The following is a 19998-nucleotide window of genomic DNA, read 5'->3' as shown; positions in this document are numbered from 1 at the left end:
TCGTAATGCAGCAGGCGACGACGATCGTTCAGGGAAGGGTCGACCTGATCGACCCGCACGACTGTTCCGACGATCCGGACGCACTCGCAATTCTTGAGGCAGTGCACTCGGCCCTGGTCCGCCGCGGACCGGATGCCCGCTGGCGGCCGGCGTTGGCGGAGCGTTGGTCGGTGTCGGACGATGCGCGGACCTGGACTTTCCAGGTTCGGCCGGGCGTGCACTTTCACGACGGTGCTCCGGTCGATGCCGAAGCGGTTGCCTATTCGATCGCCCGGATGGCCCGGCCGGACATGGGCGCCACGCTCGGCGCGCCGGCGGTATACGCCCAGTACCTGTCCGGCGCGGGGGTCGAAGCGCTTGATCGTTCCCGGGTTCGGATCACGCTGGAACGCCCGTTGGCCGATCTCCTCGACATCCTGGGATCCGGCTACGTGCTGTCGCCGGCATCCGACGACCGGCAGCCGGTTGGTTGCGGCGCGTATCGAGTGGACGACTACGCGCCCGGAAACCAATTAACGGTGCGGACAGAGTCCGGTCATTTTTCAGGAGAACCGGCCAATCCGATCCTGCGGTGGTGGTGTGTGGCCGATCGCACGGAACGCCTGGAGGCCCTGCTGTCCGGTAAGGCGCAGGTCGCGAGTGATCTCGGCGGCGCCGGGCGAGGGCGATTGGCCGGCGAGACCACGATCACCTGTGTCGATCATTTGTCGCCGACCGCAATCATCTATCTGCTCAACGCCGCCCGTGGCCCGCTCCAGGATTCCCGGGTGCGACGGGCTTTGAACCTCGCGCTCGACCGGGCGGCGTTGGTGGAGTCGGTGCTCGGTGGTGCCGGCGAACCGTTGTGCGGTTTCGTCAGTCCGATGCATTTCGGAGCGATTGGCGACACGTCGGCCCTCGGCCGGGACCTCGATACCGCGCGCCGGCTGCTGGGTGAGGCCGGCTGGAGTGACGGGTTGGCGCTCGACGTCGACTGCCCGACCCGCTTGCCGGACGAGGCGGAGGCGCTGACCGGGGCGGTTGCGTCGCAACTGGCGGAGGTCGGCGTTTCGCTGAACGTGCACCGGGTCGAGGACCGGACCGCCTACGCCAACCAGGTCCGGCTCAAGCAGATCCACGACCTGTGTGTCTTCGATTCCAGCCCGATGAGCACGTTCCGGGTGCTGTACGAGAAGATCGACGCGCGGGTCGCCGGCTCATGGTGGCAGGGCTACCATAGCTCCGAGGCCGAAACGCTGCTCGACCGGGCACGGACGACGGTGGACGATGGCGAGCGCGAAGCGCTGTACCGGCGATGCTATGGCGTGCTGCAGAACGATCCGCCGTGGCTGTACCTCTACAACCACCGACGCTTCGTTGGGCTCTCGGGCGTCCACCGGGACTGGCGAATGCGTGCGGACGGCGTCCTGGACGTGGCGACGCTGCCGCGGTTCTGAAGGACGGATCAGCCGTACGGGGCCAGCAGCACGAGCGCTGGGCGAACCTCCGCGTCGCCGAACCAGCGGAGCGGTATGCTGACCCGGAAGAAACTGTCGATCGGTGCCGCGTCCGAGGTGATGCGCCGCAGGCCGCGGACGAAGGACACGACGATCTGCCGTTCGAGCAGCATGGTCATCAGGTCGGACCGCAGCGACCGCTTCAGGGGAACGGGCAGCGGCAGATCGTCCAGGTACCGGCCGGTGAAATCGATGGACTGCTGCCAGAACGGGGCAGTCTGGCGATCATGGGCCAGATACTGGACGGTGCCGCGTCGGGAACAGACCGTCACGATCTTGGCCCGCCGGTCGGACGATTCCACGCGTTCCCGCAGTTCCTCGGACGGCCGGAACTGAGTTGAAACCAGGAACTTCCACATGTCCTGGACGTGGTCGTCGTTGATCTCGGTCGGCAGACAACCGGTCAGCCGGTCCTGCATCAACGGAAATCCAGGACGCGACGTGAGTTCAACCGAATCCTGCAGCAACGACGGCATCTGGTCGATCGTATCGGCAACCAGCGACCCACGTGAGCCTCGGTCGTGCACCTTGATGATCACCGGGCGCCGGCGGTCTGCGTCCTGCAGGCTGGCCGTCACATTCATCGCCATGCGAAGGGTCGGCTGTTGGGCCGACAGCGGGTTGACCCAGAACTCGATACCATCCGCGGCCTCGCGCACCTGGACCCATCCGAGCCGGTCCATGGCGTGAATGCGGTCCTCGGCGGTGTCAGGACGATCGGCGGCGCCTATCGCGACGGCGCGTCCGCTCCCGTCAACCCAGATCGAGTCCGTCTGTTGGGTCTGCATTCGTTTCCGTCCCGGATGATCCACACCTCACGCGCGAAGTATTACACCATCAAGACGACGTACGAGAATACAAGAAACGCCAATTGGCGTGTTTTTCTTCTGGTGGTTGGAATCTAAAACTGCGGGCGGCCGAGCGCGGTGATCGTCACGAGACCGGGAAGCGTCCGGGTATCGGTGGCGATGGTGAGGGCCATGAACTCCAGCCCGAGCGGGGTACGCACGTACTGAAACACCGGATCGTTGGTGATCAGCGCCTTCCAGTACCGTTCGGCGGCAGCCCGTGCGACCGCGGCGTCCGCGAGGTCGAAGACCCGCGATCCCTTGACGTGGTTTCCGGCCCAGCGGATCCCGTCGCCGATCCAGTCGAAATAAAGATCGTTGTCGCGCACCGAGACGGACGTCGTGCGGTGCACGTTGACCTTGGCCATCTGTTCAAGCATGGCGGCCTTCTGGCGCGTGTAGCTGGCAATCTCCAGCATGGCGAACAGGTCGGGAAGGTCGTTGCGGGCGGTCAGCAGTTTGCTCGGAGGCAGGTCGATCACCACCAGCGGGTCGGGTATGTGTCCCTCCGGGCTGGCGCCGATCCCGACGACCTTGGCGATGGTGTCCAGCGTGGACTGCCGCACGTCGACCGGACCCAGGGTGTTGAACACGCGGTTGACCGTGCGGATCGACAAGCCGGTCGCCTTGGCGATGTCCTTCTGGGACAGTTTCAGCTTTCGCGCGGCTTCGTGGAGATCTCGCCCAGTCAACTCCCGCGTCATCTCAGGCGTTCTCCATGCGTCTCCGGCGCCAAACGATCCGTCCGAACCCGGCTGCCATCAGGATGAGGGCCACGCCCCCGATCACCGTCATCGAGGGGATAGTACCGAATAACAGCCCGTCAATCGCTAACGCGATGACCAACCGGCTTGCCTCCGCCGGCTGGATGGCCCCAGCGGCAGCGTAGCGGTATGCCAGGACGTTGAGGTGTTGCGCCAGCCATAACAGGACACCGACCGATACGCAGGCGATCGCTCCACGGCCATCGAGTGGGACCCAGAAGATGATGGCAGGGCCGCCAAACAACAGAACCAGCCCGGCAGCCTGCCAGCCGACGATGGCCTCTGCGGTCTCCTCCTTCATCGCCCGGATCAGCAGCATGGTGATCGAGATCGCCAGCGCGGAGACAATCGCGGCGAATCCGTAAACATTGAGCGAAGACGCATCGGGCGACAGCACCAGAATCACACCGACACCCGCGATGGTGATCCGCAACCAGGATGCGGCCCCGATCGCCTCCTTCAGGAACCAAGTCGCGAGGGCCGCCGTGAACACCATGCGCGAGAACAGCAGGGCGGTGGTCTCGGAGACCGGCAGATTGGCCATGGCCACGAACCCGCTGAAGATCGCGACGCCGGTCGCTAGGCACCGGCAGATATGCAGGGCCGGGGTCTTGGTCCGCATGACGCCGAGGCCCTTGGCGAGGATTCCAGGGGCGACCAGCAGGAGCACGACTACCTGCTGCAGAAACGCCAATTGGAACGGCGGGATCGTGCGACCGACGCTGTGGACGATGGCGTTGATGCCGACGAACGCGGCACCCGCCGCAGCCAGGCAAACCGAGCCTTTGAACACATCGGATTGAACGCTCCACCAGTCCTTCATATGCGGCGGCCTTCTGCGGCGGGTCCAAGGACGTTGTGGTCCGAAAACGCGACGGTCGTTCCCGCAACCACCAATCGACGAATCGTCGTTTCGGATCACTCCCCCGTAAAGTGAGGGATCACCAATGGAGGTGACAACTAACGGAGGAAATTCGATGAAACACCAGACACCTGTCATCCGCAAGACCGACATCGAGCGCGAAGGGTCATACCTGCTGCGTAAGCTGTTGCGGCAAGCGCGGGTCAGCCTCGCCGACACCTATGCCGTGACGCTGTCGGTCCACGGAGATTTCCAGGCCTTCGGTCAGGTGGATCGGGATGGCGGCTACACGTTCGGTGCTTACGACAATCGCTTTACTCGTGCCTCGCGGGGCACATGCATCATCGTCAAGTACCAGGGTCAGAAGATCGGCACCTATGCGTGTGGGTTGTTCGATGCGCACCCGACCATGGCCGATGTGATGGAAGGGCCGGGACTATACTTTGACGGGTCCGACGATCATTTGCGCATTGAAAGCCCCGGTGCGCACCAGTGGTTTGACGCGATGCGGGGGATGGTCGGATTCTCGGGCGGGATCTGGGTGTCCAAGCATCATCGCGGCACGCCGCTGAGCCGCACGCTGGTTCCGCTTCTGCCGCTGCTCGGCCGGGCGATCGCCGTCGAGTGCTGGGGCGTCGATCATGTGTTCGCGATGATGCCCGAGGCGGTGATGCGCAAAGGCGTCGGCCAGCGTTATCGGTTGTCGATCCTGGAGCCGGGCATCGTCTGGCATCACCGTGGCGCCGACGTCCCGATGTGGTTCGGCTACCACCCGCCCTTAATGATCGTCCACGATGCTCTGGCGTTCATGGACAAGGGTCTGACCTTGTTTGACGCGTCCGGCGACAATGCGTCCCGGACCGTGGCGGCCTAGATCATCGGACGCCGTCCATCTCTGCCACCCCGCCTCGGGCATCGATAGATCGGGGCGGGGTGCCAGGGCGCCGAAATCAGGTTCGATCGCGACCAGGACCGATGCCGTGCGGCTACGGTGCTAGCGACGATGACGGGAGCTCAAAGGTGACCGTAAGGCCTTCGCCCATGCGGCTCTCGATCCTCAGGTCGCCGCGGTGACGTTGGACCAGCGACTTGACGATTGCCAGGCCGAGGCCCTTGCCGTCGCGGGAATGGTAGGCGTTGCCGCCGATGACGGTAAACGGGTCGGTCATACGGTCCACAAGATGCTCGGGCACCCCCATCCCGGTATCGCTGACGACCAGGACGTGTTTGTCAGAGTTCGCTTCGACCCGGACGGAGATCGATCCGCCCGACGGTGTCGCCTTGACGGCGTTGGACAGCAAATTCAGCAAGATCTGACGGATAGCACCGGCATCGGCGTGCAGGGGTGGGCGGTCAGGTTGAACGCTGACCGACGTCGTGATTCCGACTCGCTCGAACTCGACGGTGAGGCTGCGAACGCAGTCGTCGACGATCTCGGCGATATCCACCGGCTCGATGGTCAGCGCCGGATTGCCGGCTTCGGCACTCGACAGGTCGAGAGTGGCGTTGACGAGTTGCAGGAGATGTTGGCTGCTGGACCAGATGTTGTGGGCATATTCTTCATACTTCGGCGAACCGAGGTCCCCGAAGTAACGGCAGGCGAGCATCTCGGAGAATCCGGAAATCGCATTGAGCGGTGTCCGGAACTCGTGGCTGATGGTGGCCAGAAACTCCGACTTCGCTTGGTTGGCGCGTTCAGCATCGACCAACGCCAGCCGAAGGCTCTCCTGAGCTCGGCGGCGATCGGAAATATCTTCGATCACCGAAATGAAGTAGTCCGGGCTGCCGTCCTCTTTGGTGAGCAATGCACCCGTCAGTTGGGTCCAGACAATGTCGCCATGAGATCCAATGTACCGTTTTTCCGCGACGTAGGTGCGTCGCACTCCATTCAGCAAATCCCGCACGCCTTTATGGCTGGCGGCGCGATCTTCGGGGTGCGTGATGTCGTCGAACGACATCGACAGAAGTGAAGATGGTTCATGGTCGACGATCTTTGAGAACCGCTCGTTGACCATCAAGAACTTTCCATCCAGTCCAATATTCGCGATCCCGACTCCGGCATGATGAAATGTTGCGCTCAGGAGACGTTCGTTCTTCTGCAACGCGCTATGTTCGTGCTCGAGCTCGCTGAGCAGCTTTCCGATCGTCCGAGTGGACCAAACCGCAAGTCCACCGGTAATTACCGTCAGTGTCGCCACACCGATAAGGTAGAGAAACCAATGGTCGAGCACGCTGATCTTGTCGACCCGGGCGATGGTGACAAATGGCAGGTGCGGTATCGTCTGCGCGCAGTCGACTGAGTCGAGTTTGTCTTGAACGAACACGTCCCGGACATCGCTTTCGGTCCGGCCAGCCAGCCATTTTTCATAGCGGGGGCCGACGGGGGGCCGGTGAGTAGCGTGTCCTGACGAGAACACGGCTTCGTCATTCCTGACGATCGATGTCGAGAACTGATCGGATCGCGTGAGATCCCTGAGAACCGTATCGATCCGAGTGGCGGAGATCGCGGTCGAGACCGTAATGCTCTGGCCACCGTGCCGGGTCTTGAGAAACACCGGGAGGGTATCGCTGCCGGTGTTCGCGTTGGTGGTCCTTGGGCCATAGGCGATCCGCCCGATCTCGGCGGATGCGATGGACGGGAAGTAGGGACGGCTGGTGATGTCGAACGGGCGTCCGGCGAGCGTCTCGTCGAGCAGCCAGGCATCGCCGCTTGAGTCGATGACGGCGAAGGCGAATGTCTCGTTGGGGTCGACATTCATCACTGTGGCCAACGCCAGCAGCGTCTTATCGGTGCGAAAATCCGCCTCGGGGTTCAACCGCAGCCATGTCGAGACCCCCCGAAGCATGCGGTCGGTGTTCTCGGTCACCCGAAGCAAGTGCTCCGACGCCAGCCGGATGCTGGCTTGGCAGGTCGCGGCCGCGCGCTCCGATACTCCTGAATTGACGTAGACAAGAACCAGAACGAAGCCGATGACGCTTAGCGCCAGGGACGCGATGCCGAACACTGGAAAAGAAAGACGTCGCCGAGAAACGCTGCGTGATTCGCCGTTCTTCTTCGAGCGCATGGCCGAAATAGACACAGGCGTGAACTCTCTCGTTGCGGCGCCTCGGCATCATACCGTCAGCACTGAGGTACCGCGTATTCTTAGAGAATTCGTTAGCGCATATGGTTAACGGGCCGATGCTTTGATCCTGGGCCTCTCGACGGGCCATCCATACAGCACCCCGCCCCGGTCGTCGGCTGACCGAGGCGGGGCATCAGGGCGTAGCGATCAGTTCTCGATGATCACCAGTGTCCGGACCTCGATGCTTTCCCGCGGAGCCGCGGTGGCCGGCGTGTCCGGCTGGTTGAAGGCGCCGTGCGGGGTAAACCGGGCACGACCGTCGTTCAGGCTGTCCCACCCCTTTATCAGCAGCACTTCGTCAGCGGTCATCCACGGCGCGTAGTACCAGCGGTGCTCCGGGTTGTGGGCCAGATGGTAGATCTCGCCGACCCGGTTCGGAAACACCTGGTCGGTGGCGACCAGATCTTCCGACGGGACGCTGGACGCATCGGCCAGCGCCAGGGGTGAGCGTTCGACCGGGCCGCGGATCGGACGCCAGACATTGATCTGGATGATACGGGCGCCGTTCTGCGCCAGACGCTCGGCCTCGTCCTCGCCCAGCAGGTCCTTGACCCGCTGGGGGCCACTCTTCTCGGTGTAGTCGACATGCACCCGGGCGGCCGGGCCGCGCGCGCCGTCGGGATTGGCGGCGCCGGGGCCGTTGTCGGACCGCCGGGTCGCGTCGAAGATCACGACCTTGCTGGCGCCCAGGGCGTTGCGCAGCATCGCCTCGATCTCGCGGTAGTACGGCCCCTCGATAGCCGCATCGTCGTACAGATCCTGGACCGTGGTCTCGTGGCGGAGCAGCTCGAAGCCTTCGCGGTCCAGGGACAGCGATCCGGCGATCGGACGCATGTCGCGGATCGGCACAGTGTGGTGTTCGGTCTCGAAGAACACCCGCGGCGCTCCACCGGTGAACGCCGAGCTCTGGAACACCGGCTTGGTGTCCGACGGCGTGATGAAGGTCAGCGCGGCCTCGACGCCGGCGAATGCAGAGCGGCTCGAAAGCCCGGAGGCCGGGGCAGGGGTGGCCCGGTTCGCTGTCTGTACGCTCATGGCTCACTTCCTCGTTGTCGCAGCCGGCCGGTGACCGGCAATGATCGATGACGAAGAATTGGCGATAGCGGTGGTGGGATTCCAACGAGTTCGGTTCAGGTCGACATGAATGAAATTCATGTTGCAGGCTACAACCGGTGGCGGCCTCGGCGAGCTTATTCAGCGTCGTACTGGTGATGCAGGTGGGCAACGACGCCAACCTGCTGTTCCTGTTCGCGGCGGTGTTCGGGATGGTCGACTACGCCACCACTCCGGCGGCCTCGAGCCTGTTGGCTCGCCCGCCGGCCAAGGAGCCGGCGGTGGGTTAGGCCCGTCGACGTTTCAGCTGCCGTAGCGTTGTCGCAACTCATCCGACAGCACGGCCTCCGGCAGGAACTTGGTGCCGCCGAGCCACAGCTCGCTGACCTTGCCATCGCCGCCGCGAACCAGCCGGGCGCCTTCGCCGTGATTGGCGAATCCGCCGGCCAGCCGGATGGTCCCCTGATCCGGTCCGGTGACCGCGATCTCGCTGGCGTCAAGGAACGGGCTGGCGGTTCCCGGCGTGGCGACGACGACATGATCGCCGGCGGGTACCAGGTCGATCGCGGCCCACAACGTCCACCAGCGGCCGGTCCAGTCGAGAGCGCTATCGCTGGGGGCGCCGCGCTTCTCGAACTCGCGAAGCAGCCGAATGGCGCCGTCCGACCAGGGATGCGCCAAGCCGTCGACCGCGTTGGTCAGGATCGAGACGACAAGTTCCCGGCCGGGCAGGGCGGCAGTCCGGCTGATGCAACTTTGGAAGCCGCCGCCGTGCCCGAACCATTCCCAGTCGCCGACCTGCCCGAGGGTCAGGCCCAGGCCGTAGTGCCGGCCAAGACTTGAATGAGGCTCGTGCCAGTGCTTTCGGACCATCTCGCGACGGCTCTCTGGCGACAGCACGCTGCGCTCCGTTTCGGGGTCCAGGCTGGCAAAGAACCGGGCGAGGTCCCCGGCGGTCGAGACGAAGCCGGTCGCCGAACTCAGCGCCATCGTGTCGTTGTCGCCGGGTACCACCACCCGGCGGCCAAGCGGCAGCTTGCCGCTGTGCCCACGCGCGAACGATGTGCCGTCCGGTACCGGCATGTCCGGCACGGTTTCCTCCAGGCCCGATGCGGTGACGATCTCGCGCTGGATCCACTGGCGGTACGGCTCGCCGGCGACTGCCTGAATGACAAGGCCCAGCAGGCCGAAGCCATGATTGGAGTACTTGAACCGGGTGCTCGCTGGCAGGATCGGGGCCTCGGCAAGGGCGGCCCGCAGCTCGCTTTCGTTCAGGTACGGGCGTCGATCCTGCCACTGACCGGCATCGAGACCGTCGCGGATCAGCCCGGCGCTGTGCGACAGAACCTGGGCGATGGTCGCGGCCGCGACATCGGGGTGCAGCCCGTCGACGTAGCGCCCGACCGGATCGTCGAGCCGCAGCCGGCCGGCTTCCCGCAGCTTCAGGATGCCCGCCGAGGTGAAGCTCTTGGAGTGCGAGGCGACGCGCAGCCGGTGCCGCGGTGTCAGGGCCTCGCCGGACGACAGGTTGGCATGGCCGAACGCCCGTTCCAGGACGATCTCGCCACGATGGGCGATGGCGATGGCGCAGCCCGGCTGCTCGGTTACCCTTAGCTGGTGTTCAAGCCAGTCGGGAATGTAGCCGAGTGCCGCCTTAAGCCAGCCGTCCATCGCCGTTCCTTCCGCCGCGGATCAAGTTGCGGCGGCAGTCTAACCACGTTCGCTTGCTGAACGCATCCGGGCACGGCGCAGCGCCATCATGATCAGCGGGGTCGACCACAGCAGGAGCGTGATGGCCCCGAGGGCGGCGGCGATCGGTCGTTCGAAGAAGCCGAGCAGGTTGCCGTCGGCCTTGATCATGGCGGTCATGAAGTTGCCTTCCAGCATCGGGCCGAGCACGAGGCCGAGGATCGCCGGCGCCACCGGGAAGCCGTTCTCCTCCATCAGGAACGCCAGCACCCCGACGGTCAGCATGACCACGATGCCGAACAGGCTGTTGTCGATGGCGTAGGCGCCGACCATCGAGAACAGCAGGACGATCGGCCACACGATGGTGCGGGGGATCCGCAGGATGTGCCGGGCAAGCCCGATTGCGGCAAAGCCGAACGGGACCAGTACGATGTTGGCCAGGAAGAACGTGATGAACACCCCGTAGATCAGCTCCGGGTTCTGGAGAAACACGGTCGGTCCGGGATTCATGCCCTTCACGTACAGCACGCCGATCACGATGGCAGTGATCGAGTCACCGGGAATGCCGAACACCAGGGCGGGAACCCAGGCGCCGCTGAGGGCGCCGTTGTTCGCCGCACCGGCGTCGACGATGCCCTCGACGTGCCCGGTGCCGAACTTCTCCGGTTCCTTCGACAGTTTCTTGCTGAGGGCATAGGCGACCCAGGCGGCGATGTCGCCGCCGGCGCCGGGCAGGATGCCGACTGCGGTGCCGAGAACGCTGCCGCGGACCAGGCCCCGCCAGTAGCGCTTGAACACGCCGCCGAGACCGTGGAACACGCGGAACAGATGCTCCAGCTTCGGCGGCTCGATCACCCTGGTCGACACCACGTTGCGCAGGATCTCGGCGACCGCGAACATGCCGATCATGGCCGGGATGAAGGCCACCCCGCCCAGAAGGTCCGGAATGCCGAAGGTATAGCGCGGATGGCCGGCGGTGATGTCGATCCCGACGGTGGCCAGCATCAGACCGATCAGCAGCGACACGGTGCCTTTGACTGGCGAGGCGGTGGACACGAACACCGCGCAGCTCAAGCCCAGGCAGGCGAGCCAGAAGTATTCGAACTGGGTGAACTGCAGCGCGACCTCGGCAAGCTGCGGCGCTGATAGTACCAGGACGACGGTGCCGAACATGCCGCCGATCGCCGAGCCGACCAGGCTGGTGCCGAGCGCGCGTTCAGCCAGGCCCTTCTGGGTCATGGCGAAGGCTTCGGCGGCGTAGGCGGCCGACGCAGGCGTTCCGGGAACCCGCAGCAGGGCGCCGGGGATGTCACCGGCGAAGATTGCCATGGCGGTCGCCGTGACCATGGCGGCGATTGCCGGCACCGGATCCATGAAGAAGGTCAGTGGCACCAGCAGCGCGGTCGCCATCGTCGCGGTCAGGCCGGGCACCGAGCCTACGAACAGGCCGAAAACAGCCGCCATCGCCATGACGGCGAGAACGTGGGGCTGAAACACCAGCGGCAGCGCCAGCAGGAAAGCGTCCATGAACCGGGCCTCAGAACACCAGCGGCTCAAGCACGCCCCAGGGGAGCGGTACGAGCAACAGCCGGTAGAAGATTTGGTGGATCACCATCGTGACCACGGCGGCGATAGCGAGCGAACTGATCCAGCGACCACGCAGGCGCAGCAGCAGGGAAGCGGTCATCAGGAAGGCGGTCGGGATGAACCCCAGCCATTCCGACACCAGGATGTAGAAGACGATGCCACCGATGGTGAGGACCAGGGTCAGCGGGCCGGAGAACGTCGTCGCCCAGTCGTCAAGGTCGACCCACAAGCCGGCGGCGGCGCGTTGCCGCGTGCCGGAGGCGATCAGCAGCAGCCCGCAGACTATGAACCCGACACACAGCAGGCGGGGAAACAGCGCCGCCCCATAGGACTGGCCGGGGATCTGCGGGAAATCCCGGGTGGCGTAGCCGGCGACCAACGCGAAAATGATGAGCACAAGGCCGATGATCGCGTCGTTGAACCGCATTACGTCACCCGGGGTGTGTCAGTCGTACGTATGTCGCTCGCGGCCTACTTGGCCAGACCGACGGCCTTCAGGACCTTGCCGAAGCTGGCGTCGGCCTCTTCGTAATGCTTCGCCAGGCCGGCGGCGTCCGCCCAGGTCAAGCCAAAGCCTCGGCTCGCCATGAAGTCCTGGAACTCCTGGCTCTTGTAGACCTTCTCGATGGTCGCACCGAGCTTGTCCTGGATCGGCTTCGGCAGGCCCTTCGGAGCGGCGACGGTGCGCCAGGCGGCCGTCTTCCAGTCAGGGCCGCCGGCTTCCTTCAGGGTCGGGACGTCCGGGAACGCCGGCAGGCGCTCATCCGCCATCACGGCCAGCACCTTGACCTTGCCGGCTTCCTTCAGCGCCCGGGTCTCGACCACCGAAGCGGTCACCACGTCGACGCCGCCGGCTGCCAGGTCGGCAAGCGCCGGAGCGGCGCCCTGCGACGGCACCCACGGAACCGAGTTCGGATCGAGGCCGGCATCCACCAGCATCCCGGCCAGCGCCAAATGCCAGATGCCGCCCTGGCCGGTGCCGGAGCCCTTCATCTTGCCGGGATTAGCCTTGGCCGCGTCAAGGATCTCCTTGACGTTGGTGAACTTGGAGTCCGCCGTGACCGACACGCCGGCCGGGTCGGCGTTGTACAGCGCGATCGGGGTGTATGCGGTGTAGTCGAGGTCGGTCAGGCCGACCCAGTGCATCATCGCGATCTCGACGGTGACGATGCCGATTGTGTAGCCGTCCGGCTTGGCGGTGGCGATCGCCTGGTGGCCGACCACGCCGCTGCCGCCGGTGCGGTTGACGACGTTGACCGGCACGCCGAGTTCGTCCTGCATGATCTTGGCGATCATACGACCCGTGGCATCGGTGCCGCCGCCGGCGCCCCACGGCACGATCACGGTAATCGGCCGTTCCGGGTACTCGGCTTTTGCCACTGTTCCAAACAGCGCGACGCTCGCGAGCGCGACGCCGGCGAGCGCACTGGATAGTAGACGTTTCATTGTGGAACTTCCTCCCAAAGTGTTCTGAATTAGATAGGAGGCTAGACCACTAATTTTCAGATGACCCATAGATATGATGACATGGTGACACGACGAAGTGTCATCAATCGATCGTATCGAGGTCAGCCGAGCTGCTTGGCGAAGAATGCCAGGGTGCGCTCGCGGGCGATCTCGGCACTCTTCGGCTCGAAGCTGCCGCGCTGGTCGCAGTTGAAGCCGTGTCCGGCTGGATAGACGTGAACCGGCAGTTCCGGATGGGCCTTGCGGACCGCATCGACCTCGGTCAGCGGGATGGCGTGGTCTTTCTCGCCAAAGTGCAGGATGACCGGGCAGTGCGGGGTTTCGGTCGCGAACCCGCCGATTCCGCCACCGTAGTACGAGGCGATCGCTGTAAAGCCGGACAGTCGCGTCGCGGTGAGCCACGCCAGGGTGCCGCCCCAGCAGTAGCCGACGGCGGCGATCCGCCCTGCCGACTTCACGGCGTTCGACGCGGCAGCGATGTCGAGGAGCGCGTCCTCGTTGCGCACCCGGCCACGGATCTCGCGTCCTTCGGTGACGTCGTCTTCCGTGTAGCCAAGCTCGATGCCCGGGCGGACCCGGTCGAACAGTGCCGGCGCGATCGCGAGGTAGCCTTGGGCCGCGTAGTCGTCGGCGACCGAGCGCATGTGCGAGTTCACGCCGAAGATTTCCTGGATGACCACCACGCCGCCCTTCGGCCGGCCCTCCGGCTGGGCCAGATAGGCTGCGAACTCATGCCCGTCCTCGGCGGTCAGCTTCAGCGTATCGGCCATGGCGGCTTCTCCCGATGTGTCGCGGTTGAGATCGATCGGACGGGAAAGTGGCACAGATGGTCGGTCGGATGAAGAGGCCGCACGGGCCGTGCGGCGTTTGTTGGCCGGCACTCAGCTTCGCTGGTGACCGGTGATCAGCGCCAGCCCCGCAAGCAGGAACACCACGCCCGCCACGTCGCGCGGACCGACGCGCCGCAGTTCCAGGCCGAACGCCCCGAAATGATCGTAGGCCAGCGCGGCAATCAACTGGCCGCAGACCACGGCGGCGGCAAAGGCGGTCACGCCGATGCGCGGCACCGCGTACAGGGTCAGTACCAGCAGGCTGGTCCCGATCAGCCCGCCGGCCCAGACCCAGATCGGCATGCGGACGATTCCGACCGGTCGTGGCAGCGCACCGCCGGACAGGATGCAAACCGCAAGGAGGGCTACGAGGCCGATGCTGAACGCCACGATCGCCGCCTGGACCGGGCCGCCGGCGTACTGCGCCAACCGGGCGAGGATAGGGCCCTGCGCCGAGAGCAGGCCACCGGCGAGCAGCGCCAGCAGGACCAGGGCGAAGGTGGGCATGGTCACAACGCCTTGTACATGATTGTCGTCGGGTCGAGCTGGTCGGCGAACGGGTCCCGGCAGTACCCCGGAATGATCCCGACGGTCTGGTAGCCCAGTGAGACGTACAGCGGCTCGGCGGCATCGCCGGTGCGGGTGTCCAGGGTGAGCAGGTGGCGCTTCAGCCCGCCGGCATGCCGCTCCAACTCGGCCATCAGCAACCGCGACAGGCCCTGGCGGCGGAAGTCCGGATGGACCAGCAGCTTGCGGACCTCCGCGCGGTGCGGCTGGTTCGGCGGCGTGTCGTAGTCCAGCTGTACCGACCCGGCGATCCGTCCGCCCTTGCGCGCGACCAGCAGCAGGCGGGATCCGCTCCGCACCGCGGGCAGCACCTTGTCGCGCCAGAATGCCTCGCCGTCCTCGGTGGAGAACGGCAGGACATAGCCGATGCTGGCGCCGTTGTGGACGCAGGCGTGGAGGAGTTCCCCCAACTCGCCGAGGTGGTCGGCAATCTCGTGGTCGGAGAAGATCGCGACGGCGGTTCGCGTGTCGTCGGTCATGTGCCTTACACCATGAACAGGAAGTAGCGGGCGCCGCTGTCGTCGGGAGTGGCGAAGGCGCTGGGACCGAACAGCTGGTAGCGCAGGCAGTCGCCGGGGCGCAGGTCATGGGTCTGGCCACCGACCGTGACGGCCAGTTTTCCATCGACCATCAGCAGGTGGTGCTCCAGCCCGGGTCGCGGCGGTTCGTCGTAGGTGATGCGCGTGCTTGGATCGATCTCACACTCCAGCGCCTCGGCAGCCAGGGTCTGGGCCGGTGGCGACACCGACCGGCGCCGGAACCCGATTTCCGGGTCGCTCCACACCGCCTGCGCTTCGCCGCGAACGAGCGCGGGAAACTCGCCCTCCACCAGGTGCATCAGCCGCGACATGGTCAGGCCATAGACCGCGCACAGCTTGCCGAGCACGTTGGCGGTCGGGCTGACCTCGGCGTTCTCCAGTCGGGACAGGGTGGCCCGGCTGATGGCGCTTCGGGCGGCGAGCTGGTCGAGAGACCATCCGCGTTCGGCGCGCAGGCCCTTGAGGCGCTGGGCGATCCGCTGGTCGACCGACGTATCGTCGAAGAGAGTGTTTCCCATATATGAGAAATAATCCCGTTTTCGGAAGTTCGTCAAGTCGGTTATGACGGTGCATCGTGCTAATCTCGGCTTCCGCTCACTCACCAGCCGCCGCCCAGGGCGCACTGTTGCCCGAGGGCTTGGCGACGAGACGCAAGGTGGCCTGTTGACCAGGATCAGGATCGAGCACCGTACGACCTACCGGTACCGCGAGTTGGTCAGCCTCGGCCCGCATCGACTGATGCTGCGGCCTCGGGAAAGCCGGGACCTGCGCCTGATCTCCAGTGAGGTCGTGGTGACGCCCGAGGGGACGGTGACATGGGCAAACGACGTCTTCGGCAACGCCGTCGCGACTGCGGGCTTCCCGGTGATGACCGATCACCTTCGGATCGTCAGCGTGACCGAACTCGAGCTGAACGCCACCGCATGGCCGGTCTTCGGCATCGCCGCCTCGGCGATCCGCTACCCGTTCCGGTACTCCGACGACGAATGGACCGACCTGGGCGCGCTGGCGGTGCAGCAGGAAAGTGACCCGGACAACCGACTGCAGGCCTGGGCGCAAGCGTTCGTGCGCGGCGACTCCACCGACACGCTGGCCCTGCTCAAGGATCTCAGCACCGGGATCACAGGCTGGATCAGCTACCAGAGCCGGGAGGACGAGGGCACCCAGGCACCGCTCCAGACCCTGGATCGCGGCTGGGGCTCGTGCCGGGACTTCGCGGTGCTGTTCGTGGAAGCGGCGCGCAGCCTGGGCTTCGGCGCCCGCATCGTCTCGGGCTACCTCTACAACCCGGACCGACACCTGACCGGCTCAACCGACCGCGGGTCGACCCATGCCTGGGCCGAGGTCTATGTCCCGGGGGCGGGCTGGATCACCTTCGATCCGACCAATCGCAGCGTCGGCGGCTTCAACCTGATCCCGGTCGCCGTCGCCCGTGACATCCGCCATGCGATGCCGGTGTCGGGCAGCTTCGTCGGCATGACCGACGCGTTCCAGGAGATGGTGGTCGAGGTCGACGTTACCGTTGCCGACGGTTGAGCGCGGAGGCCGCCTTCAGACGTTGAAGCGGAAGTGGAAGACGTCGCCATCCTTCACCGGGTACTCGGCGCCTTCCACCCGCATCTTGCCGGCTTCCTTGGCCCCATTCTCGCCGTTGCAGGCCTCGAAATCGGCGTAGGCGATGGTCTCCGCCCGGATGAAGCCGCGCTGGAAGTCGGTGTGGATCTCGCCTGCCGCCTCTGGGGCCTTGGCACCGCGGCGCACCGTCCAGGCCCGCGCTTCCTTGGGGCCGACCGTGAAGAAGGTCAGCAGGTCGAGCAGCCGGTAGCCGGCGCGGATCAGGCGGGCGAGGCCCGGTTCCTCAAGCCCAAGCGTCTCCAGGAACTCGGCCTTGTCCGCCGGGTCGGACAACTGGGCGATCTCGGATTCGATGGCTGCCGAGATCACCACCGCCTCGGTGCCCTGTTCGGCGGCCAGGGCCGCGACCTTCTCGGACAGCGCGTTGCCGACGGCCGCGTTTTCCTCCTCGACGTTGCAGACGTACAGCACCGGCTTGGCGGTCAGCAGCTGCAGCAGCCGCAGCAGGCGGCGTTCGTCGGCGTCCAGTTTCGGCAGCAGCGTGCGGGCCGGCTTGCCGTCGCGGAGCAACTCGACCACCCGGGTGGCAATCGGCAGCAGCTCCTTGGCTTCCTTGTCCTGGCCGCGGATGCGCTTCTCCAGCGCCGGGATGCGCTTTTCCAGGCTGTCGAGGTCGGCCAGCATCAGCTCGGTGTCGACGGTCTCGGCGTCGCGGATTGGGTCGACCGAACCCTCGACGTGGGTGACCTCGCCCTCGAAGCAGCGCAGCACGTGGATGACGGCGTCGACCTCGCGGATGTTGGCCAGGAACTGGTTGCCCAGGCCCTCACCCTTGCTGGCGCCGCGCACCAGGCCGGCGATGTCCACGAACTCGATCTGGGTCGGCAGGATCTTCGCCGACTTGGCGATCCGCGCCAGGGTGTCGAGCCGCGGATCGGGCACCGCCACCCGGCCGGTGTTCGGCTCGATCGTGCAGAACGGGTAGTTCGCGGCCTCGGCCGCGGCGGTCGCCGTCAGGGCGTTGAACAGGGTCGACTTGCCGACGTTCGGCAGACCGACGATGCCGCAGTTGAAGCCCATCGGCTTACGCTCCGTCTTCGGAAAGTGGGGGCTCGGCCGTGGCTGCGGCCGGCGGGCTGGGTTTAACGGGTTTGGGCGGCGGGGGGAACACCGCGTGCGTGACCCGGCTCATGAACCGGCCTTCATCGCGGGCCAGCAGGGCCGGCGCCTCTCGTGCCACCGCGTCCAGCAGGGTCGGCAGCCAGGAGGTGCGCTCGGCCTTGGAGAAATCCGACAGCACATAACCATGGACCTTTGCCTTGTCGCCGGGATGGCCGATGCCGAGGCGGATCCGCTGGAAATCATTGCCGAGGTGCCGGTCGATGCTGCGGATGCCGTTATGGCCGCCGGCACCGCCGCCGGTCTTGACCCGCACTTTTCCGGGCACCAGGTCGAGTTCGTCGTAGAACACGCACACCGACTTGGGCTCGAGCTTGAAGAAGCGCGCAGCCTCGCCGACCGACCGACCGGACTCGTTCATGTAGGTGAGCGGCTTCAACGCCAGGACCTTGCCGCCGGCGATGTGGCCTTCCGCGGCCAACCCCTGGAATCGAGCCCGCCACGGGCCGAAGCCATAGACCCGGGCGATCTCCTCGATCGCCATGAAGCCGATGTTGTGGCGGTTGCCTTCGTAGGACGGTCCCGGATTGCCGAGACCCACGAACAGCAGCATCGCACTCTCCCACGGTAGCGGATGCCGGAACGGCACCGGGGGGATCGCAACGACGATCCCCCCGGGCAGTATCCAGGATCAGGTACGATCGATGGAGGATTACTCCTCCTCGTCCTCGTCCTCGCCGCCGTCCTCGCCGCCGTCGTCCTCGTCGGCATCGTCGGCCTTGAGCGTCGGTGCCGCGATCGTGGCGATCGTGAAGTCGCGGTCCTCGATGGTCGGCCGCACGCCTTCCGGGAGAGTAACCGCCGAGATGTGAACCGAATCACCGATCTGCAGGCCGGTGAGATCGATGGTGATCTTCTCCGGGATGCTGTCGGCGCGGCAGTAGACCTCGACCGAGTGGCGCACGACGTTCAGCACGCCGCCGCGACGCAGGCCCGGACTCGCCTCGTCGTTCTCGAACTCGACCGGCACGTCGACCGTCAGTTCGCTCGACGCCGACACCCGCAGGAAGTCGACGTGCAGCGGCTTGTCCGAAACCGGATGCTGCTGCAGGTCGCGCGGCAGCACACGGTGCTTGGTGCCGGCGACATCGATGTCGAGCAGGTGCGAGAAGAAACCCGGCTTCGTCAGGAGCTTTTCCAGCTCCCGCAGAGTCAGGTTGATGGAAACCGGATCTTGCTTGTCGCCGTAGATTACGGCGGGAACGAGCCCCTCGCGTCGCGCGGCCCGGGCGGACCCCTTACCGGCCCGGTCGCGTACGCTGGCGCCCAGTGTCGAAACTTCCGACATTGGCGTCTCTCCTGTGTAAGGCCCGGCCTCCAGGGGTGCCGGGCGACGGGCGCGGTTTCTAGACTGAATCCACCGCCATGGCCAGCCTTATGTGCCGCCAGCCTTGGCGCACCCGCTTAATTGAACAGGCTGGAGACCGACCGCTCTTCGCTGATCCGGCGGATTGCTTCGCCGAGCAGCGGCGCGATTGTGAGCTGCCGGATGTTGCGGGCGACCCGCACGGCGGCGGTCGCCTGGATCGAATCCGTGGTCACCAGCGACGACAGCGGCGAGGAGCTGACCCGTGCCACGGCGCCGCCCGACAGCACGCCGTGGGTGATGTAGGCGTCGGCCGAGGTGGCGCCGGCTTCGATCAGCGCTTCGGCGGCATTGCACAGCGTGCCGCCGGAATCGACGATATCGTCGACCAGCACGCAGCGCCGGCCGTCCACGTCGCCGATGATGTTCATCACTTCCGATACACCGGCCCGCTCGCGCCGCTTGTCGATGATCGCCAGATCGGCGTCGATCCGCCTGGCGATGGCGCGGGCGCGCACCACGCCGCCGACATCGGGCGATACGATGACCAGCGGCTCGTCGCCGTAACGTGCCTTGATGTCGTCGATGAACACCGGCGCGGCGAACAGGTTGTCGGTCGGGATGTCGAAGAAGCCTTGGATCTGGCCGGCGTGCAGGTCGATGGTCAGCACCCGGTCGGCACCGGCCTTGGTGATCAGGTTGGCGACCAGCTTGGCCGAGATCGGCGTGCGCGGGCCGGATTTGCGATCCTGGCGGGCGTAGCCGTAGTACGGAATGACCGCCGTCACCCGTCGGGCCGAGCTGCGCCGCAGCGCGTCAAGGGTGACCAAGAGCTCCATCAGGTTGTCGTTCGCCGGGTGGCTCGTCGACTGCACGACGAACACATCCTCGCCGCGGATGTTCTCCTGGATCTCGACGAAAACCTCCATGTCCGAGAACCGGCGGATGTCGGCCTTGGTCATTGGCAGGTTCAGGTAGGCGGCAATGGCCTCTGCCAGCGGGCGGTTGCTGTTGCAGGCCAGAATTTTGGGATCACGAAGGGACATGCGCGAACCAGATTGGTGGGCGTCACGCCCGGTGGCGGAACAGCGTTCCGTCAAAAGCGCGCCGG

The 19998-nt window shown here is 65.7% G+C and carries 21 protein-coding genes; 4 read left to right on the top strand and 17 right to left on the bottom strand.

What is annotated here, in order from left to right; genetic code table 11:
• Positions 1 to 5 precede the first annotated feature (5 nt).
• The gene (locus RIC54_RS11760; protein WP_350097225.1) at positions 6 to 1436 is read left to right on the top strand and encodes an ABC transporter substrate-binding protein; all 1431 of its coding nucleotides are present in this window, start codon (positions 6 to 8) and stop codon (positions 1434 to 1436) included.
• Between the two features lie 8 nt (positions 1437 to 1444).
• Here RIC54_RS11760 and RIC54_RS11755 read toward each other — a convergent pair whose 3' ends face one another.
• The 3 genes from RIC54_RS11755 to RIC54_RS11745 form a co-directional block, all read right to left on the bottom strand.
• Positions 1445 to 2284, bottom strand: a complete 840-nt coding sequence (locus RIC54_RS11755) for a hypothetical protein (RefSeq protein WP_350097223.1) — start codon at positions 2282 to 2284, stop codon at positions 1445 to 1447.
• A gap of 113 nt (positions 2285 to 2397) precedes the next feature.
• On the bottom strand, positions 2398 to 3048 hold the full coding sequence (locus RIC54_RS11750; protein ID WP_350097221.1) for a helix-turn-helix domain-containing protein: 651 nt from the start codon (positions 3046 to 3048) through the stop codon (positions 2398 to 2400).
• A gap of 1 nt (position 3049) precedes the next feature.
• Entirely contained in the window at positions 3050 to 3931 is an 882-nt protein-coding gene (locus RIC54_RS11745; RefSeq protein WP_350097219.1) for a DMT family transporter, read from the bottom strand.
• A 154-nt stretch (positions 3932 to 4085) separates the two neighbouring features.
• On the opposite strand from RIC54_RS11745, the gene RIC54_RS11740 reads away from it, so the two are divergent.
• Positions 4086 to 4844, top strand: coding sequence for a hypothetical protein (locus RIC54_RS11740; RefSeq protein ID WP_007673298.1), 759 nt, complete (start codon positions 4086 to 4088; stop codon positions 4842 to 4844).
• A gap of 112 nt (positions 4845 to 4956) precedes the next feature.
• On the opposite strand, the gene RIC54_RS11735 is transcribed toward RIC54_RS11740, so the two are convergent.
• On the bottom strand, positions 4957 to 7035 hold the full coding sequence (locus RIC54_RS11735) for a PAS domain-containing sensor histidine kinase (protein WP_350097216.1): 2079 nt from the start codon (positions 7033 to 7035) through the stop codon (positions 4957 to 4959).
• A gap of 207 nt (positions 7036 to 7242) precedes the next feature.
• A complete protein-coding gene (locus tag RIC54_RS11730) occupies positions 7243 to 8130 on the bottom strand; it encodes a CmcJ/NvfI family oxidoreductase (RefSeq protein ID WP_350097214.1) in 888 nt (295 codons plus the stop codon).
• 182 nt (positions 8131 to 8312) lie between these two features.
• Between RIC54_RS11730 and RIC54_RS11725 the strand changes: the two genes are divergently transcribed.
• Positions 8313 to 8438, top strand: coding sequence for a hypothetical protein (locus RIC54_RS11725; RefSeq protein WP_350097212.1), 126 nt, complete (start codon positions 8313 to 8315; stop codon positions 8436 to 8438).
• A 13-nt stretch (positions 8439 to 8451) separates the two neighbouring features.
• On the opposite strand, the gene RIC54_RS11720 is transcribed toward RIC54_RS11725, so the two are convergent.
• The 8 genes from RIC54_RS11720 to RIC54_RS11685 all read right to left on the bottom strand — a co-directional run bounded on the left by RIC54_RS11720 (position 8452) and on the right by RIC54_RS11685 (position 15345).
• Positions 8452 to 9819: a serine hydrolase domain-containing protein gene (locus RIC54_RS11720; RefSeq protein ID WP_350097210.1), complete on the bottom strand. Its 1368-nt coding sequence runs from the start codon at positions 9817 to 9819 to the stop codon at positions 8452 to 8454.
• A gap of 39 nt (positions 9820 to 9858) precedes the next feature.
• A complete protein-coding gene (locus RIC54_RS11715; RefSeq protein WP_350097208.1) occupies positions 9859 to 11364 on the bottom strand; it encodes a tripartite tricarboxylate transporter permease in 1506 nt (501 codons plus the stop codon).
• Positions 11365 to 11374: 10 nt separating this feature from the next.
• Positions 11375 to 11851 carry a tripartite tricarboxylate transporter TctB family protein gene (locus tag RIC54_RS11710; RefSeq protein WP_350097206.1) on the bottom strand — a complete coding sequence of 159 codons (477 nt, stop codon included), beginning with the start codon at positions 11849 to 11851 and terminating at the stop codon, positions 11375 to 11377.
• A 44-nt stretch (positions 11852 to 11895) separates the two neighbouring features.
• Complete coding sequence (locus RIC54_RS11705; RefSeq protein ID WP_350097204.1) at positions 11896 to 12870, bottom strand: Bug family tripartite tricarboxylate transporter substrate binding protein; 975 nt, start codon at positions 12868 to 12870, stop codon at positions 11896 to 11898.
• A 122-nt stretch (positions 12871 to 12992) separates the two neighbouring features.
• Positions 12993 to 13661, bottom strand: coding sequence for a dienelactone hydrolase family protein (locus RIC54_RS11700; protein ID WP_350097202.1), 669 nt, complete (start codon positions 13659 to 13661; stop codon positions 12993 to 12995).
• 111 nt (positions 13662 to 13772) lie between these two features.
• Positions 13773 to 14228, bottom strand: coding sequence for a DMT family transporter (locus tag RIC54_RS11695; RefSeq protein WP_350097200.1), 456 nt, complete (start codon positions 14226 to 14228; stop codon positions 13773 to 13775).
• 2 nt (positions 14229 to 14230) lie between these two features.
• Positions 14231 to 14767, bottom strand: coding sequence for a GNAT family N-acetyltransferase (locus RIC54_RS11690; protein ID WP_350097198.1), 537 nt, complete (start codon positions 14765 to 14767; stop codon positions 14231 to 14233).
• A 5-nt stretch (positions 14768 to 14772) separates the two neighbouring features.
• The gene (locus RIC54_RS11685) at positions 14773 to 15345 is read right to left on the bottom strand and encodes a helix-turn-helix domain-containing protein (protein ID WP_350097196.1); all 573 of its coding nucleotides are present in this window, start codon (positions 15343 to 15345) and stop codon (positions 14773 to 14775) included.
• 145 nt (positions 15346 to 15490) lie between these two features.
• On the opposite strand from RIC54_RS11685, the gene RIC54_RS11680 reads away from it, so the two are divergent.
• Positions 15491 to 16363 carry a transglutaminase family protein gene (locus RIC54_RS11680; RefSeq protein ID WP_350097194.1) on the top strand — a complete coding sequence of 291 codons (873 nt, stop codon included), beginning with the start codon at positions 15491 to 15493 and terminating at the stop codon, positions 16361 to 16363.
• 15 nt (positions 16364 to 16378) lie between these two features.
• On the opposite strand, the gene ychF is transcribed toward RIC54_RS11680, so the two are convergent.
• The 4 genes from ychF to RIC54_RS11660 all read right to left on the bottom strand — a co-directional run bounded on the left by ychF (position 16379) and on the right by RIC54_RS11660 (position 19933).
• On the bottom strand, positions 16379 to 17482 hold the full coding sequence (ychF, locus tag RIC54_RS11675; protein WP_350097192.1) for a redox-regulated ATPase YchF: 1104 nt from the start codon (positions 17480 to 17482) through the stop codon (positions 16379 to 16381).
• 4 nt (positions 17483 to 17486) lie between these two features.
• Positions 17487 to 18134 carry an aminoacyl-tRNA hydrolase gene (pth, locus tag RIC54_RS11670; RefSeq protein WP_350097190.1) on the bottom strand — a complete coding sequence of 216 codons (648 nt, stop codon included), beginning with the start codon at positions 18132 to 18134 and terminating at the stop codon, positions 17487 to 17489.
• A gap of 99 nt (positions 18135 to 18233) precedes the next feature.
• Positions 18234 to 18869: a 50S ribosomal protein L25/general stress protein Ctc gene (locus RIC54_RS11665; protein WP_350097188.1), complete on the bottom strand. Its 636-nt coding sequence runs from the start codon at positions 18867 to 18869 to the stop codon at positions 18234 to 18236.
• A 116-nt stretch (positions 18870 to 18985) separates the two neighbouring features.
• Complete coding sequence (locus RIC54_RS11660; RefSeq protein ID WP_350151038.1) at positions 18986 to 19933, bottom strand: ribose-phosphate pyrophosphokinase; 948 nt, start codon at positions 19931 to 19933, stop codon at positions 18986 to 18988.
• Between the last annotated feature and the right edge of the window lie 65 nt (positions 19934 to 19998).

The sequence above is a fragment of the Thalassobaculum sp. genome, from assembly GCF_040219215.1.
In the GTDB taxonomy this organism is placed as follows: domain Bacteria; phylum Pseudomonadota; class Alphaproteobacteria; order Thalassobaculales; family Thalassobaculaceae; genus Thalassobaculum_A.
Note: the sequence above shows the minus strand (reverse complement) of the source record. Positions and strands in the feature narration are given on the sequence as shown.